Consider the following 16,750-nt stretch of genomic DNA (forward strand, 5'->3'; position numbering starts at 1 on the left):
GAGCTTGACGGCTAGCGTCACCTTGGGATCACAGCTACTATTCAAACAAATTTTTAAAAATAATAAATAAAACCAGTGCTGATCCTGTGTGCAACGCCCTCTGCGCCCTTCTCGGTTCTGAGGCATTTGCCCAGCGACGCCCAGCCTGCCAGCGCGGTAAGCAATGACAGACACAATTGCTCACGAAGGCTTTATCTCCCTGCAAGGCATCGGCAAGAGCTATCGGCTGGCAGACCAGCACCTGCAGATTCTCAAGGATGTTTCGCTGACCATCGAGGTCGGCGAAAGCTGCGCCATCCTCGGCGCCTCCGGTTCCGGCAAAAGCACCCTGCTCAATATCCTCGGCCTGCTCGATCTGCCGGACAGCGGCGACTACCGCTTCGCCGGCCATGACATCTTCCGCGCCAGCCCCGATCAGTTGGCGGCCATTCGCAACCGGCAAATCGGTTTTGTGTTCCAGAGCTTCAACCTGCTGCCACGCCTGAGCGCCCTGGACAACGTTGCCCTGCCCTTGAGTTATCGCGGCGTGGCGCGACGCGAGTCACTGCAGCGGGCCATGCACGTACTGGACCAGGTGGGCCTGGCAGAACGCGCCGAACACCGCCCCGCCGACCTCTCCGGCGGTCAGCGGCAACGGGTGGCGATTGCCCGGGCACTGGTCGGCCAGCCCTCGGTGATCCTCGCCGACGAACCCACCGGCAACCTCGACAGCCACACCGCCCAGGACATCATGGAGCTGTTGCTGTCGCTCAACCGCGAGCGTCACGTGACGCTGATCATCGTCACCCACGACCCGCACATCGCCCGCCGCCTGCAACGGCAAATCCGCGTGCACAACGGTGTGGTGCAGGAGGCGTGCCCGGCATGAGCCTGAGGGTCGAGCAAAGCGCCAGCCAATTGCTGCACGAGGCTTTTGTCAGCCTGCGCACCCTGGGCAAGCGCTCGATCCTGGCGCTGCTGGGCATCGTCATCGGCAGTTCCTCGGTGGTGGCGCTGATCAATATCGGCAACAACGCGGCCGAGGAAGCCGCGGCGATTTTCAAGGACATGGGCACCGACACCCTGGCGGTGCAATTCCCCGGGGCCGCCGACAGCCGAATACCGCTGCCGGCGACGCTGGACGTGGAGCAACTGCACCGCGACGCGCCGAACATGATGTTTATCGCCCCGGTGACCCTGGCCAGCGGCCCACTGATCTTCCATGGCCGCTCCACCGGCGCCGGCCTGGTCGGCAGCACCGAAGAACTGGCCGGGGCCATGCGTTTCAATGTGCGCGAGGGGCGCTTTCTTTCGGACTTCGATCAGGGCGAAACCTACACCGTGGTCGGGCACAAGGTTGCCCAGGCCTTGAGTACCCCCGGAGATCCCCTGCGCCTCGGCGACCGGCTCAGGGTCAATGACTACCTGTTCCTGGTGATCGGCATCCTCCAGGAACAAGCGGCATCGCTGATGGTGCCGGTCCAGGCCAACGATTCGATCTTCATCCCCCTGCAAGGCATGCGCCGCATCTACCCCGCGCCGCAGATCAGCAATGTGATCGCCCGGGCGGCCGTGGGCCAGGACATGAACCAGGCCGCCGAAGACTTGACCCAGGCCTTGAAGAAGCAACTGCGAGGCAGGGATATCGCCGTGCAACTGCCGCAACAGATCATCGACGGCATGACCCGCCAAAGCCGCACCTTCAGCTACCTGCTGCTGGCCCTGGGCGGCATTTCCCTGATTGGCGGCGGGGTGGGCGTGATGAATGTGATGCTGATGAACGTGTCCGAGCGCCGGCGGGAAATCGGCATTCGCATGGCCCTGGGCGCCCGCCGCCGGGATATCCGCAATCTGTTCCTGCTGGAGGCCGTGACCCTGACCGCCGTCGGCGCATTGTGCGGGGCGGTGCTGGGGGTCGCGGCGGCGTCCATTTATGCGCTGCTGTCCGGCTGGCAGTTCACCCTGGCGGCGGCCGCCCTGCCCCTGGGCGTCGGCAGTACCTTGCTGGTGGGGCTGTTTTTCGGCCTGTACCCGGCCGTTTCGGCGTCTCGCCTGCAACCGGTGGAGGCCCTGCGCGATGAGTGACTGGCGCCCATGGATGGTTTGCGTCCTCTACCTGTTCACCTCCCCCCTGCTCGCGGCCACCGAGCCGAGCATGGCCAGCCAGGCCGCCGCGCCCTCATTGCGCAACGCCCAGGCGCGCAGTGTGCTGCTGAGCCAGCAAATGACCGACCTGACCCTGGGCGACGCGGTGTACCTGGGGTTGCGCAATAACCGCGGGATTCGCAGCGCCTACCTGCAGCGGGTGGCCCAGAAGTTCGACCTGCGGGTGGCTGAAGACGCCTTCAACCCCAAGCTGCTGCTCAATGGCAACTACCGCACCGCCCAAGGCACCACCGACCGCAGCCGCAATGCCACGGTCGCGCCGACCACCAGCCTGCTGGGTGAATACGGCACGCGCCTGAGCATGGCCTGGACCCAGCAACTGAACACTGCCGACCGGGCCGGGCGCTATCGCAGCGATGGCCTGGACCTGGCCGTGATCCAGCCACTGCTGCGCGGCGCCGGCTGGGACGTGACCACCGCCCCGCTGCGCCTGGCGCGGATCTCGGAGCAGGCCAATCGCCTCAACCTCAAGTCCAGCGTGGCCCAGACCATTTCCGACGTGATCACCACCTACCGCGAGCTGCTCAGGTCCCAGGAGCAACTGGCCATTGCCCGGGAAGCCCTCAAGCGCGCCTCGGCCCTGCTGGAGGTGAACAAGGCGCTGATCGGCGCCGGGCGCATGGCGGAATTCGAGATCGTGCAGACCGAGGCCGACATTGCCACCCAGGAACTGGGGGTGGAAGAAGCGCAGAACCAGGTGGACATCAATCGCCTGTCGCTGCTGCGCTTGCTGGCCCTGGACCTGTCCACGCCGATTCGCGCCAGCGAGGCCCTGGAGGCCAGCAAAGTCAGCATCGACAAGGGCCAGGCCCTGCGCCTGGCCCAGGTGCAGCAGCCGCAGTATTTGTCCACCCTGCTGGGCAGCCAGCAGGCCGACCTGAACCTGGTGATCGCCAAGGACCAGAGCCGCTGGGATGTGTCGCTGGTCGCCGGGGCCAACCAGATCCGCGACCGTTATGACAACGATAACGGCAACGGCTCCGGGCGCCGCTGGGACAGCTATGCCGGGGTCCAGGTACAGATTCCCATCGGCGATCTGAGTACCCGGCAGGCCGAGGTGCATGCCCGGGTCGACGTGGAAAACCAGGAACTGGTGCTGGCCGATGCCCGCCAGGCCCTGGAGCGCAGTGTCAACGATGTGGTGCGTGACCTCGGCACGCGCTGGCGGCAATACGAGATCGCCCAGCGCGCGGTGGACTTGTCGCGGCGCAAACTGGACATCGAACGGGAAAAACTCAGCGCCGGGCGCTCCAGCAACTTCCAGGTGCTGAGTTTCGAAGGCGACCTGCGAAACGCCGAAAACGCCCGCCTGAATGCACTGATTGCCTATTTGAACGCCCAGACCCAGCTGGATCTGACCCTGGGCATGACCTTGGAGAGCTGGGACATTGCGCTCAACGACTATTGATAAGACGGATTTTATGCGCCGCCACAAGCGTGCATTGCAGGTCGGCGTGCTGTTGCTGGTACTGGGCGTGGCCGGGTTTGCCGCGCTGCGCTATCAGGCACCCGCCGCCGATCAGCCGGCCCGCGCGCAATGGATTGCCGTGCAACAACAGCCCTTGAGCCATCAGATTGGCCTGGTGGGCAAGATCGAGCCGCAACAGACCATCACCCTCACCGCGCCTTTCGACGGCAACATCCAGGCCAGCCTGGTGGAACAGGGGCAACGGGTCGAGGCTGGGCAGACCTTGCTGCAAATGGACCCGGCCCTTCTGGAAATCCAGTTGCGCGATGCCTTGTCAGCCCAACTCAAGGCGCGCCGTGCGGTGCAGGAACTGCAGGACTGGGACAGCAGCCAGCAAGTGACCCGTGCCCGGCGCGCGGTCAGGACCTCGGAAATGGCCCTGAGCAACTCGGAACGCAAGCTCAGTGACAGCCAGAACCTGTTCAGTCGCGGCATCGTCGCGCGCAATGAGCTGGACGACCTGAACCAGCAGTTGCAGGTCCAACGCCTCGATCTGCAGGCGGCCAAGGGCGAGCTTGAGCAAACCCTGGCCCAGGGCAAAGGCGAATACCTGCAAATCGCCGAAATGGAACTGACCAACGCCAGCGTGAAATACCAGGCCCTGCGCACCCTACTTGAAGGGCGCAGTGTGCAGGCGCCCTTTGCCGGGATCGTGGTGCCGGCGCCGGGCTCGACCGGGGGGCAAAATTCCAGTGCCATGGCCTCAGGGCCGGTTCAGGCCGGTTCGCGGGTCAACCAGGGCCAAGTGCTGTTCGGCCTGGCCAACATCGAGCAGTTGAAGATCGTCAGCAAGGTTTCGGAACTGGACATCAACCAGTTGCACCCGGGGCAAAGCGTGGAGGTTCTAGGCGATGGTTTCGACGGTGAACGCCTGAACGGCACGGTGGATATCGTCAGCAGCCTGGCGACCTCCGGGGACAGCGCCGGAGGCAGTGCGCAGTTTCCGGTGACCCTGTCGATTCCCAAGCTGACCCGCGAACAATTGCAACGGGTGCGCCTGGGCATGAGTGCGCGCCTGACCATCGTCACCTACCGCAATGACCAGGCGTTCATCGTGCCGCCAGCGGCGATCCAGCGCGGCCCCGACGGCATGAGCGTGGAATACCGCCAGGGGCCGGACCAACCGGTGCAACGGCTGCCGGTCACCGCCGGCAAATCCACCGCCGACGGCGTGGAAGTGTTCGGCCTGCAACCCGGGTTTATTCGCCTTCCCGAGTGACCCAAGCCCGGATGCCGTGGAGCCTCCGCGTCTCGAATGACCAATGGACGTGGCCTCTGCCGCAGGCTGCGCTGGCCCTTGAGGACGCCGTGGATTATCAGGCAGATAGGCGGTGCCAGGGATGGCCAGCGCAGCCTGCGGCAGCGGCTACGGTGGGCATTGGAATGTTCATGCTAGAGTTCGCCAGCCCCCAGCCACCCGCAGCGAGTCGCCATGCCGCATATTGTCCGCACCCATCCCCGCCTGACCGCCGGTGCCCTGATCGGGCTGGCGGTCGGGATCTTGGCCCCGGCCGACTCGGTGATCAGCAAGATCCTCATCGGCTGGAACGCCGGGGTCTGGAGCTACCTGGTGCTGATGTTCTGGCTCGCCGTGCGGGCCAAGGCCGAGGATGTGAAGCGCATCGCCGAAGTCGAGGATGAAAACGCCAGCCTGGTGCTGTTCATGGTGTGCATCGCCGCCCTGGCCAGCCTGGCGGCGATCACCTTCGAGCTCAGCGGCAGCAAGGACCTGGAAAGCACCCGGCGCCTGTTGCACTACGGCTTCACCGGCATGACCGTGGTCGGCTCGTGGCTGCTGATCGGGATGATTTTCAGCGTGCACTACGCGCGGCTCTACTACACCTGGGAGGGCAAGGAACCGGCCCTGCGCTTCGCCGAAAACCTGACCACTCCCAATTACTGGGATTTCCTGTACTTCTCTTTCACCATCGGCGTGGCGGTGCAGACCGCCGACGTCGGCGTGGCCACCCGTGGCCTGCGCAAGATCGTGCTGGCGCAGTCGCTGATCGGTTTTCTGTTCAACACGGCGATCCTCGGCTTCTCGATCAACATCGCCGCCGGGCTGTTCAGTTGACCGCGCACAAATCTTCTAGACCCGCCCCGGGCAGCGGGCGCTAACTGACGACCTTGACCCTTTCGCGGAGCGCCCATGACTGCGCACAACTGGATCGATCTGGCCCAGGACGCCGAGACCGGCATTGAAACCCTGCGCGCGCACTTCACCGGCCATGCCTACGACCCACACTGGCACGACAGCTACCTGGTGGGCGTGACCGAGCAAGGGGTGCAGCAGTTCAACTGCCGCCGCGCGCGGCACCAGAGCACCCCGGGCAAGGTATTCCTGCTTGAACCCGGCGAGTTGCATGACGGCGAGGCCCCCAGCGCCGGCGGTTTTACCTACCGCATGCTGTACCTCGACCCGCAATGGCTGACCCGCGAACTCGGCGCGCTGTTCGAAGAGGCGCCGGCCGACAGTCAACTGAGCTTCGCCAGCACCCTGGCCAGTGACCCGCGCCTGGCCCAGGCCACCTGCAACGCCTTCCACAGTCTGCACAGCGGGGAACTGCGGATCGTGCGCCAGAGCGCTCTCGACCAATTGCTCGAACAACTCACCGGGCACCTGCACTGGCGCCAGCGTTATCGCGATGACCCGCGCCTGCCGCTGGTGGCCCACCGTGCGCGAGAGTACCTGCATGCCCACGGCCAGCAGGACATCAGCCTCAGTCAACTGAGCCAGGCCTGCGGCGTCGACCGTTTTCGCCTGAGCCGCGCGTTCAAGGCGGCCTTTGGTTTGCCACCCCACGCTTATCTGGTGCAGTTGCGCCTGGCTCGGGCGCGGCGCCTGCTGGCCCGTGGCGAACCCACCGCCGAGGTGGCCATGGCCCTGGGGTTTGCCGATCAAAGCCATATGGGGCGCTGGTTCGTCCGGGCCTACGGCCTGACCCCGGCGCTGTACCGCAAGCGCTGCACAAAGCTTCCAGACGCCTGAGGCGCGCCCTGGCGAAGATGGCGTCTCGATCTTCCCCGGAGCTAGCCTGCCATGACGTCTTTCCCCACCCTGCTGCCGTTTTTACTGTTTGCCTTCGTCGCCTCCATCACCCCCGGGCCGACCAACATCCTGGTGCTGAGCAACAGCGCGCGCTACGGCTTCAAGGCGGCGTTGCCGATTATCCTCGGTGCCGGCACCGCGGCGGCCACTATCGTGCTGCTGGTGGGCAGCGGCTTCGGCCAGTCCCTGAGCCGCCTGCCTGCGGTGCAACAGGCCATGCAAGGGGTCGGCATCCTCTGGCTCAGCTACCTGGCCTGGCAGATCTACCGCGCACCGGCCACAGCCCTCGCCCCCGCGACTGACAGTGGCAACCCGCGCCGCCTGGGGCTGCTGGGGGGTGCCAGCCTGCAATTGGTCAACCCCAAGACCTGGATGATGGCGCTGGCGGTGGTCAGCGTCTTCGCCGGTGAAGGCGCCGAGCGCCAGAGCCATGTGCTGTACCTGTCCCTGGCTTTTTTCCTGATCTCGCTGCCGTGCCTGGGAGCCTGGGCCATGCTCGGCGCCGGTTCGAGCAAGGTGTTGCGCTCGCCTCAGGCCATGCAGCGTTTCAACCGGGGCATGGCCCTGCTGTTGCTGGCTTCGGCCTGGCTCAGCCTGTGGGCGTGAATCGCGGCGCCCGCCGTTGGTCAGATGCAGCAGTGGATCGGACTTGACGCCGATTGCGCTTTGCTGTTTCCTGAAACCGGTTTCAGCGCAAGTTCAAGCTTGGCGAAATCCAATAATCAAAAAAATAAGGTCGTTGCCCGTGAACAGTTTTTCCGCCGCCCAGCGCAGCCGCGTCACCATGCTTGATGTGGCCGAGCGCGCCGGAGTCTCCAAGGCCAGTGTCTCGCGCTTTATCGGCGACGACCGCGCCCTGCTCTCCGATGCCATTGCCCTGCGCATCGAGCAGGCGATCGAGGAACTGGGCTACCGCCCGAACCAGATGGCCCGTGGCCTGAAACGCGGGCGTACCCGCCTGATCGGCATGCTGGTGGCCGATATCCGCAACCCCTATTCGATTGCCGTGATGCATGGCGTGGAAACCGCCTGCCGCCAGCACGGCTACAGCCTGGTGGTGTGCAACACCGACCGCGATGACGAACAGGAACGCCAGCATCTGGCCAACCTGCGTTCGTACAACATCGAGGGCCTGATCGTGAACACCCTCGGCCACCACCTGGACCAACTGCGCGAACTGCACCAGGAAATGCCCATGGTCCTGGTGGATCGCAAGGTCGAGCAATTGCACAGCGACCTGGTGGGTCTGGACAACCCCGCTGCGGTCAACGCGGCTATCAGCCACCTGCAGGAGCGCGGTTACCGCGACCTCGTGCTGGTCAGCGAACCCCATGACGGCACCAGCTCGCGGATCGAGCGGGTCGCCAGCTTCCACAGCGAAATCGCCCAGCACCCGGGCCTGCACGGCCAGGTACTGGAAACCGGCAGCGCCCTGATCCAACAGCTGAAGCACTTCCTCGCCGCCCCGGGCCCGGGGCCCAAAGCCCTGTTCTGCGCCAACGGCGTCGCCGCGTTGGCAGCCACCACGGCCCTGCGCGAACTGGGTTGCCCGCTGTTCGACGAGATCGGCCTGATCGCCCTCGATGACCTGGACTGGTACCCGCTGGTGGGCAACGGCATTACCGCCCTCGCCCAACCCACCGAGGCCATTGGCGCCAGCGCGTTCGAGTGCCTGCTCAAGCGCCTGCGCGGTGATACCCAGCCGCTGCGGGTCCTGGATTTTGCGGCGCAGTTGATTGTGCGGGGCTCGACCCGGGGTCGGTGAAACACCGTCTTTCGCTGTAATCGCGGCCGACAGACGTTGGATGGGCTTCAGCAAAAAAATTTGAACAAAAATGAAACCGGTTTCAGAGGTCATAACAATGCATAAATCACCCGTTTCCATCAGCCTCTCCAGCTACGGTGCCGACCTGGTGCGCACGCACGGCCAAGGCCATTTCATCGAGGTGCTGGCCGCCGCCGGGGCCTCACGAATCGAATGGCGTGAAGAGCTGCTCACCAACGAAGTCCCGGCCGAACTGGCCCAGGCCACTGCGGCGCAGCAACTCGAAAGCCTGTTTTCCTCGCCACTGGAGCTGTGGGTCGCCGGCCAGTCCCAGGCCAACCCGCAGCTGGAACAGGCGCTGTTGCGCGCCCATGCCTTTGGCGCCACGGGTTTGAAAGTTTCCCTGGGGTACTTCACCGACAACAACGACCTGCAGAGCCTCGGTGCCCTGCTGGCGCGGCACCCGGTGCGGCTGCTGGTGGAAAACGACCAGACCCTGCATGGCGGGCGAATCGAACCGTTCCAGCGTTTTTTCGATCAGGTCGAGCGCCTGCAACTGCCGGTGCAAATGACCTTCGACATCGGCAACTGGCAGTGGCAGGACCAGTCGGCCGCCACCGCCGCGCGCCTGCTGGGGCGGCATGTCGGCTATGTGCATTGCAAAGCCGTGGCACGCCGCGCCGACGGCAAGCTGGTGACCATTGCGCCGAGCGCAGCCGACCTGCATCTGTGGGAACACCTGTTGCGGCACATGACCCAAGGTATTAACCGCGCGGTGGAATACCCGCTGCAAGGCGAGGACCTGGTGCAACTGACCCGTGACCACGTCGCCACCCTCGCCCGCCTGGGCCAGTCCCGCCTGGAGAACGCCCATGTCTGAGATCGATATCCTGTCCTTCGGTGAAACCATGGCCATGTTCGTCGCCGAGCACAGCGGCGACCTGGCTGCGGTCGGGCACTTTCACAAACGCATCGCCGGCGCCGACAGTAATGTCGCCATCGGCCTGTCGCGCCTTGGGTTCAACGTGGCCTGGCTGAGCCGGGTCGGCGCCGATTCATTCGGTCGCTTTGTGGTCGACACCTTGAAGGCCGAGGGCCTGGATTGCCGTTTTGTCGAGACCGACCCCGCGCACCCCACCGGGTTTCAGCTCAAATCCCTCGAAGAACATGGTGCCGACCCCCGGGTCGAGTACTTCCGCCGCGGCTCGGCAGCCAGCCGGCTCTCGGTCAACAACATTGCGCCGGCCTTGTTGAAGGCCCGGCACCTGCACGCCACCGGCATCCCGCCGGCGCTCTCGGCCTCGGCCCGGGAGCTGTCCCAGGTGCTGATGAGCCAGATGCGCGCCGCCGGGCGCAGCCTGTCGTTCGACCCCAACCTGCGCCCCAGCCTGTGGGACAGCGAAAAACAGATGATCAGCGAGATCAACCGCCTGGCCGTGCAGGCCCATTGGGTGCTGCCAGGCCTGAGTGAAGGTCGCCTGCTGACCGGTTTGGAAGACCCGGCCGATATCGCCGGGTTTTACCTGGACCAGGGGGTCGAGGCCGTGGTGATCAAGCTCGGGGCCGCCGGCGCCTATTACCGCACCCAACTGGATCAAGGTTTTGTCGAGGCCGTGCCGGTGGCCCAGGTGGTGGACACCGTAGGCGCCGGCGACGGCTTTGCCGTGGGCCTGATCAGCGGCCTGCTGGAAAACCTCGGCATGGCCGAAGCCGTACAACGCGCCAACTGGATCGGCAGCCGCGCGGTGCAGAGCCGTGGCGATATGGAAGGCCTGCCGCGCCGAGAAGAACTGCCCCAGCCCGCTGCCGTTCGCTTGCGTTCCAGCGCCTGACCGCCGCACCCGATTGACCCGTGACGCGTTACCTGCTGCGACAAAAACAACAAGCTCAGGAGTTCCATCATGCACACCGCAAAACTCGCCACCCGCCGCTGGTGGTACATCATGCCCATCGTCTTTATCACCTACAGCCTGGCGTACCTGGACCGCGCCAACTACGGGTTTGCCGCCGCCTCCGGGATGGCCGCCGACCTGATGATCACCCCGGGGCTGTCATCGCTGCTGGGCGCGCTGTTCTTCCTCGGCTACTTCTTCTTCCAGGTGCCGGGGGCGATCTACGCACAAAAGCACAGCGTGAAGAAGCTGATTTTTGTCAGCCTGATTCTCTGGGGCGCCCTGGCGACCCTGACCGGTATCGTCTCCAACGCCTACATGCTGATCGTCATCCGCTTCATGCTCGGAGTGGTCGAGGCCGCCGTGATGCCGGCAATGCTGGTCTACCTGTGCCATTGGTTCACCCGTGCCGAGCGCTCCCGGGCCAACACCTTCCTGATTCTCGGCAACCCGGTGACCATGCTTTGGATGTCGGTGGTCTCGGGCTACCTGGTGGAGCATTTCAGCTGGCGCTGGATGTTTATCATCGAAGGCCTGCCCGCCGTGCTCTGGGCCTTTATCTGGTGGCGCCTGGCGGATGACCGCCCAAGCGACGCCAAATGGCTCACCCCGCAGGAAAAACAAGACCTGCAAAGCACCCTGGACGCCGAACAGGTGGGCATGAAGGCGGTAAAAAACTACGCCGAAGCCTTCCGCTCACCCAAAGTCATCATCCTGGCGTTGCAGTTTTTCTGCTGGAGCATCGGCGTCTACGGCTTTGTGCTGTGGCTGCCGTCGATTCTCAAGCACGGCGCGCAGATGGACATGGTCGAGGCCGGCTGGCTGTCGGCGCTGCCGTACCTGGCGGCGGTGATTGCGATGCTCGGGGTGTCCTGGGGCTCGGACCGGATCCAGAAGCGCAAACGTTTTGTCTGGCCGCCGCTGCTGATCGCCTCCGTGGCCTTTTACGGCTCCTACCTGCTGGGCGCCGAACACTTCTGGTGGTCCTACACCTTGCTGGTCATCGCCGGGGCCTGCATGTACGCGCCCTATGGGCCGTTCTTTGCCATCGTGCCGGAGATTCTTCCCGCCAACGTGGCCGGCGGCGCCATGGCGCTGATCAACAGCATGGGCGCCCTCGGTTCGTTCGGCGGCTCTTACCTGGTGGGTTACCTGAACAGCGCCACCGGTTCGCCCGGCGCTTCCTACCTGCTGATGAGCGGCGCGCTGCTGCTGTCGGTGGTCCTGACGATTTTCCTCAAGCCCGGCGCCAGTGACCGCACGGCGCCGGCCCTGCCTGCCCGTCGACGCCTGGCCCATTCCTGAATCGAACACGATGGTGAACCCGATGAAAAAACAGGTTGTTGTCTACAAAAAACTGTCCCCTGAGCTGATGGCGCGCCTGCAAGCCCAGGCCGAGGTCACGCTGATCGAAGACTTGAGCCCCGCCGGCATGCAGCGCCTGCGCCAGGCCCTGCCCCGGGCCCAGGGCCTGCTCGGCGCAAGCCTGCGCCTGGACGCCGAACTGCTGGACCTGGCACCGCAGCTGGAGGCGGTCGCCAGTGTCTCGGTGGGCGTCGACAACTACGATATCGACTACCTGAGCCAGCGCAGGATCCTGCTCAGCAACACCCCGGATGTGCTCACCGAAACCACCGCCGACACCGGTTTTGCCCTGATCCTGGCCACCGCGCGGCGGGTGGTGGAACTGGCCACCCTGGTCCGTGCCGGGCAGTGGAACAGCAACATCGGCCCGCGGCACTTTGGCAGCGACGTGCATGGCAAGACCCTGGGCATCATCGGCATGGGGCGCATTGGCGAGGCCCTGGCCCAGCGCGGGCACTTCGGCTTCGGCATGCCGCTGATCTACCACAGCAACTCGCCGAAACCGGCGGTGGAAGCGCGCTTCAATGCTCGCTATTGCAGCCTGGAGCAACTGTTGCAGGAGGCCGATTTCATTTGCCTGACATTGCCGCTGACCGCCCAGACACACGGTTTGATCGGCGCCAGGGAGTTCGAGCTGATGCGCCCGGAAAGCATCTTCATCAACATTTCCCGGGGCAAGGTGGTGGACGAAGGGGCGATGATCGAGGCGTTGCAGCAGCGCAAGATCCGCGCGGCCGGGCTGGATGTGTTCGAGCGCGAGCCGCTGGACCACGACTCGCCGTTGTTGCAACTGGACAATGTGGTGGCCACCCCGCACATCGGTTCGGCCACCCATGAAACCCGCGAAGCCATGGCTCGCTGCGCCGTCGACAACCTGTTGGCGGCATTGGCCGGACAACGCCCGGCCAATCTGGTCAATCCACAGCTGTGGCCACAAGCCGCCGGTTAAACCGGCTTCCGGCGCCGTGACCGGCGCCGGACTCACGCCCGGTCAGATGACGAAGCGCGCCACCATGCTGTTCAAATCCACCGCCAGGCGCGACAGCTCATGGCTTGCAGCGCTGGTCTGGTTGGCACCGGCCGCCGACTGGGTGGCCAGGTCGCGGATGTTCACCAGGTTGCGATCGACTTCACGCGACACTTGAGCCTGCTCTTCCGAGGCGCTGGCAATGACCAGGTTGCGCTCGTTGATCAGGTTGATCGACTCGGCGATCTGCTCCAGGGCCACACCGGCGGCGCGGGCCATTTCCAGGGTGCTCTGGGTGCGTTGATTGCTTTGCTGCATCGACTGCACCGCTTCGCCGGTGCCGTTCTGGATCCCGGCGACCATTTTTTCGATTTCCTGGGTCGACTGCGCAGTGCGGTGGGCCAGGGCCCGGACCTCATCGGCCACCACCGCAAAACCACGTCCGGCCTCACCGGCCCGGGCGGCTTCGATTGCGGCGTTCAGGGCCAGCAGGTTGGTCTGCTCGGCAATGGCCCGAATCACATCCAGCACCTTGCCGATGTCCCGGCCCTGGGTGGCCAGGCCTTCGATCATCACCGAGGTGTTTTGCACGTCGTGGGTCATGGTCTGGATCGCATCGACGGTCTGGACCACCCGATCACGGCCTTCACGGGCGGCCTGGGTCGACTGGTGCGAGGCCTCCGACGTCGACACCGCGTTGCGCGCGACCTCTTCCACGGCGGCGGTCATCTCATTGACCGCAGTGGCGGCCTGTTCGATCTCGTTGTTCTGCTGTTGCAGGCCACGGGAGGCTTCCTCGGTAACTGCGCTGAGCTCTTCCGAGGCCGACGCCAGCTGGGTGGCGGAGCCCGAGATCTGCTCGATGGTGCGGCGCAGGTTGCCCTGCATATCGGCCAGGGCACTGAGCAGGCGCGACGACTCGTCCTTGCCGTCGACCTCGATGGCTTTGGTCAGGTCGCCGCCGGCAATGGTTTGCGCGGCACTCAGGGCCCGGTTCAGCGGCTGCACGATGCTGCGGGTCAGCAACAGCGCCAGGAGCACCGTCATCAATGCCGCCGCCAGGGCGACCAGGATGATCCAGGTGATCGCGCTGTCGTAATGGTTGCCGGCATCGGCTGATGCCGCCGTGGCATCGGCGGTGTTGATCGCCACCAGCTTGTTCAGTTGTTCACCCATCAAGTCGGTGCCGTCCTTGATCCGGGTGTTGATCAGGCTGCGCATCTCCTCCAGCTTGTTCTGCCGCGACAGCTCGAGCATCTGGTTCTGGGCTTGCAGGTAGTTTTCCAGGGTGGCGGCAAAGGATTTATACAGCGCCGCTTCCTCAGTGCCCGCCGGCAACGCGGCGTAGCTGGCCTGGGCCTGCTTGAGCTTGTCTACCAACACGCCGATGCGGGTCTGCGCTTCATCCAGGCCGGCCGCTTCGCGGTTGACCAGGATGCGGAACGACAGGATGCGCATGCGCAGGACGTTCTCGGTCATGTTCCCCAAGTACCTCACACTCGGCAGTTGGATGGTGTCCATATCGATGGACGCCTGGCGAATGATTGACATGCGGTTGACCGCAAACACACCTAACACCACGACCAGCAACGCAATGAACGCAAAACCGAGGAAAGCGCGAGGCGCGATATTGATATTACGTAGGGACATAGGACGACTCTCGGGAAATAAGGGGTTGCGCGCATCCATGCCAATAGCCCTGTCGGCCAGCCGCGCTGGAGGTGTGACAGGTTGGCCCGACTGTTGTAGTTGGTCTGCGAGCCTGTAATGGATATCGGCCGGACTTGAGGTTTAATGCGTCCGCCGGCAAAAAATATTTCCAGTTGTGACCGGGTAGTCACATTCAGTGAGTGGCCTTGACCGCCAGGTTGGCGCCGCGGATAACCGGGAGTTTCACGGGAGGGCTCTGGCCCGGGGCCTACAGCGCATCGGCCGGTTTGGCGGAGAGCGCGGCGCGCGCGGCCAGCCTCCTGCATCTGTAGGATGGCGAGGCTACCGCAACCCGCCGATACTCGATTTCAGGCCCTGCCCACGTCTTCGCGACGTTCCGGTCCTTCACTACTTCGTGACGAAAATAATAAGAAAGTCGCACAGAGGTACACCCCAATGAGCGGTCATGATCATGGACACGCCGGCCTGCTGGCAGCCTTCAGCGCGCTGACACTCGAACTGCAACGCCTGGCCCAGCACCAGGACATCGAAACCCTGCACCCCCATGCCCTGGCTCGTATCAGCCAGGTGCTGCCCTTTGACAGCGCCTGGTGGGGACGCGCCGCGCTGATCGACGGCCTGCCCGAGGAGCACAGTTCCTACCTGTATCACCTGCCGCCCAGCTACCTGCCGGACTGGCAGTCGATCCGCCATATCGACGTCACCGTGAGCCGCGTGCACGCCTCCCCCGGGCAGGCGGTGATCATCGACATGCGCCATCCGGCCAATGGCCCTGGCCTGAACTGGCTTGGCACGACCTATGACATCGGCGAGCTGATGTGCGTGGTCTACATCGACCCCCACACCCACCTCAGCGATCACCTGGCGCTGTACCGCAAGCCCGGTGCGCCGCGCTTTAGCAAGGACGACTGTCACTTGCTGAACAACATCATGCTGCACCTGGTGGCCGCGGTCTCGGCCAACCAGATCCGCACCCTGGTGGCCATGCGCGAAAAACTCACCCGGCCGCGCAACCTGGCACTGGCGGTGTGCGACCAGCGCGGCACCCTGCATTGCGCCGAACGCGGATTTGTCGACCTGCTGCTCAGCGAGTGGCCGCACTGGAGTGGCCCGCAGTTGCCGGTGGCCCTGGATGGTGACGGGTTCGAAGGCAAGCATTTGCAGGTCGAAGCCTCGGCCGTGGGCGACCTGTATCTGTTGGCGGCGCGCAACCGCAGCGTGCTGCCGCAGTTGAGCCCGCGAGAAAACGACGTCGCGCAATGTTTCGGCGACGGCAAGACCTACAAGGAAGTGGCCCGGGACCTGGGCATGTCGCCCAACACCGTGCGCCACCATATCCGCGCCATCTACAGCAAGCTCGGAGTCAAGGACAAGGCCCGCATCGCCCAGTTACTGCACGCCCCTCCCAGCTGATCTCCAGCGCTGATCCGGACTGATTTTTTGCTGCCGTCCTGGCGGCCTCGGGACCTTTTTGCCCGCTTTTTATCCCCCACTGCCACGTCATGGCGAGCTGCTCGCCGTACAACAACCTAAAACAGAGACGTAACGCCCATGCACAAACTCACCCCCTGCTCCATCGCCGTGGCCTTGACCACGGGGCTGTTGAGCCTGCAAGCCGGCGCCGCCGACCTCAACGCCCGGGATTTTTTTGGCGCCCCCGCGGGCACCACCCTGGGCGTGTTGTACTTGCCGGCCACCCGCGTCGACGACTTCCACGGCCCGGCCGACAGCACCGGCAAGGCCGAACTGCGGGTCAATGCCATGGCCTACCGCCAGGTGTTTTTCAGCGACATCTGCGGCACCTTGTGCACCCCGCAATTCATCCTGCCCTTTGCCGATATCAACGCCCGCCTGCCCGGTGCCAGCCAGCACAGCGGCGAAAGCGGCTTCGGCGATCCACAAGTCGGCGGCACCCTGTTTTTCATCAACGATCCGGCGTCGCGTACCTACAGCGGGCTGCTGACCCTGATCACCCTGCCCCTAGGCGAGTACCACAGCCGGGACCCCGATGTGTCGCCGGGGGCCAACCGCTGGGGCGCGACCTTTGTTTACAACTACACACAGGGCATCGGCGAAAAGTGGGTACTGGAAGCCAACCTCGAAGCCCAGCTATACGCCAGGAATGACGACTACTTTGGCAGCTCACTCAAGCAGGACCCGCTCTACCGGCTGCAAGCCTTCGCGTCCTATGACTTCACCCCGAGCACCTATGGCGCGCTGCGGCTGATCCACGCCGACGGTGGTGAACTGCGGATCAATGACCAGCGCATCGACGACACCCACAAGCGCTACACCCAGGTTGGCTTCGAGGTCGGCCATTGGCTGGATAAGCAAAACCAGCTGATGTTCAGCCTGTCGCAGAACGTTGCCACCGATAACGGTTACCACGGGACCGACGCCTTGCTGCGCCTGGTTCATGTGTTCTGAA

15 protein-coding genes and 1 pseudogene are annotated in these 16,750 nt (G+C 64.5%); 14 read left to right on the forward strand and 2 right to left on the reverse strand.

The genetic code is table 11. The features are described from left to right. The first annotated feature begins 163 nt into the window (after positions 1-163). The 12 genes from CF161_RS00705 (at position 164) to CF161_RS00760 (ending at position 12,633) form a co-directional block, all read left to right on the forward strand. Complete coding sequence (locus CF161_RS00705; RefSeq protein WP_020294610.1) at positions 164-868, forward strand: ABC transporter ATP-binding protein; 705 nt, start codon at positions 164-166, stop codon at positions 866-868. Then, positions 865-2,064, forward strand: a complete 1,200-nt coding sequence (locus CF161_RS00710) for an ABC transporter permease (protein WP_020294611.1) — start codon at positions 865-867, stop codon at positions 2,062-2,064. The genes CF161_RS00705 and CF161_RS00710 overlap by 4 nt, the downstream gene beginning before the upstream one ends. After that, positions 2,057-3,553: a TolC family protein gene (locus CF161_RS00715; RefSeq protein ID WP_020294612.1), complete on the forward strand. Its 1,497-nt coding sequence runs from the start codon at positions 2,057-2,059 to the stop codon at positions 3,551-3,553. The genes CF161_RS00710 and CF161_RS00715 overlap by 8 nt, the downstream gene beginning before the upstream one ends. 13 nt (positions 3,554-3,566) lie before the next feature. Continuing rightward, complete coding sequence (locus tag CF161_RS00720; RefSeq protein ID WP_020294613.1) at positions 3,567-4,832, forward strand: efflux RND transporter periplasmic adaptor subunit; 1,266 nt, start codon at positions 3,567-3,569, stop codon at positions 4,830-4,832. Positions 4,833-5,045: 213 nt separating this feature from the next. Next, positions 5,046-5,687 carry a DUF1345 domain-containing protein gene (locus CF161_RS00725; RefSeq protein ID WP_020294614.1) on the forward strand — a complete coding sequence of 214 codons (642 nt, stop codon included), beginning with the start codon at positions 5,046-5,048 and terminating at the stop codon, positions 5,685-5,687. A 75-nt stretch (positions 5,688-5,762) separates the two neighbouring features. Next, positions 5,763-6,602, forward strand: a complete 840-nt coding sequence (locus CF161_RS00730; protein ID WP_020294615.1) for an AraC family transcriptional regulator — start codon at positions 5,763-5,765, stop codon at positions 6,600-6,602. Between the two features lie 51 nt (positions 6,603-6,653). Beyond that, positions 6,654-7,268: a LysE family translocator gene (locus CF161_RS00735; protein WP_020294616.1), complete on the forward strand. Its 615-nt coding sequence runs from the start codon at positions 6,654-6,656 to the stop codon at positions 7,266-7,268. 139 nt (positions 7,269-7,407) lie between these two features. Continuing rightward, a complete protein-coding gene (locus CF161_RS00740) occupies positions 7,408-8,427 on the forward strand; it encodes a LacI family DNA-binding transcriptional regulator (RefSeq protein ID WP_020294617.1) in 1,020 nt (339 codons plus the stop codon). Between the two features lie 97 nt (positions 8,428-8,524). Next, complete coding sequence (locus CF161_RS00745; RefSeq protein ID WP_020294618.1) at positions 8,525-9,307, forward strand: sugar phosphate isomerase/epimerase; 783 nt, start codon at positions 8,525-8,527, stop codon at positions 9,305-9,307. After that, a complete protein-coding gene (locus CF161_RS00750; RefSeq protein WP_020294619.1) occupies positions 9,300-10,259 on the forward strand; it encodes a sugar kinase in 960 nt (319 codons plus the stop codon). The genes CF161_RS00745 and CF161_RS00750 overlap by 8 nt, the downstream gene beginning before the upstream one ends. Positions 10,260-10,328: 69 nt before the next feature. Continuing rightward, positions 10,329-11,624, forward strand: coding sequence for an MFS transporter (locus CF161_RS00755; RefSeq protein WP_020294620.1), 1,296 nt, complete (start codon positions 10,329-10,331; stop codon positions 11,622-11,624). A 22-nt stretch (positions 11,625-11,646) separates the two neighbouring features. After that, positions 11,647-12,633 (forward strand): NAD(P)-dependent oxidoreductase, encoded by a 987-nt coding sequence (locus CF161_RS00760; RefSeq protein WP_043228366.1) that lies wholly within the window; start codon positions 11,647-11,649, stop codon positions 12,631-12,633. 42 nt (positions 12,634-12,675) lie between these two features. Here the strand turns inward: CF161_RS00760 and CF161_RS33565 are convergent, their stop codons facing one another. Continuing rightward, on the reverse strand, positions 12,676-13,539 hold the full coding sequence (locus tag CF161_RS33565; protein ID WP_371106491.1) for a methyl-accepting chemotaxis protein: 864 nt from the start codon (positions 13,537-13,539) through the stop codon (positions 12,676-12,678). Beyond that, positions 13,534-14,340: pseudogene (locus tag CF161_RS33570) on the reverse strand (MCP four helix bundle domain-containing protein); the annotation flags it as partial. The pseudogene CF161_RS33570 and the gene CF161_RS33565, both read right to left, overlap by 6 nt. A 417-nt stretch (positions 14,341-14,757) precedes the next feature. On the opposite strand from CF161_RS33570, the gene CF161_RS00770 reads away from it, so the two are divergent. Together CF161_RS00770 and CF161_RS00775 are read left to right on the forward strand one after the other, a co-directional pair. Continuing rightward, positions 14,758-15,735, forward strand: a complete 978-nt coding sequence (locus CF161_RS00770; protein WP_020294623.1) for a helix-turn-helix transcriptional regulator — start codon at positions 14,758-14,760, stop codon at positions 15,733-15,735. Positions 15,736-15,873: 138 nt separating this feature from the next. Then, complete coding sequence (locus tag CF161_RS00775) at positions 15,874-16,749, forward strand: transporter (RefSeq protein WP_020294624.1); 876 nt, start codon at positions 15,874-15,876, stop codon at positions 16,747-16,749. Position 16,750: the final 1 nt, after the last annotated feature.

The organism is Pseudomonas sp. CF161, assembly GCF_000416215.1.
Classification (GTDB): Bacteria; Pseudomonadota; Gammaproteobacteria; order Pseudomonadales; family Pseudomonadaceae; genus Aquipseudomonas.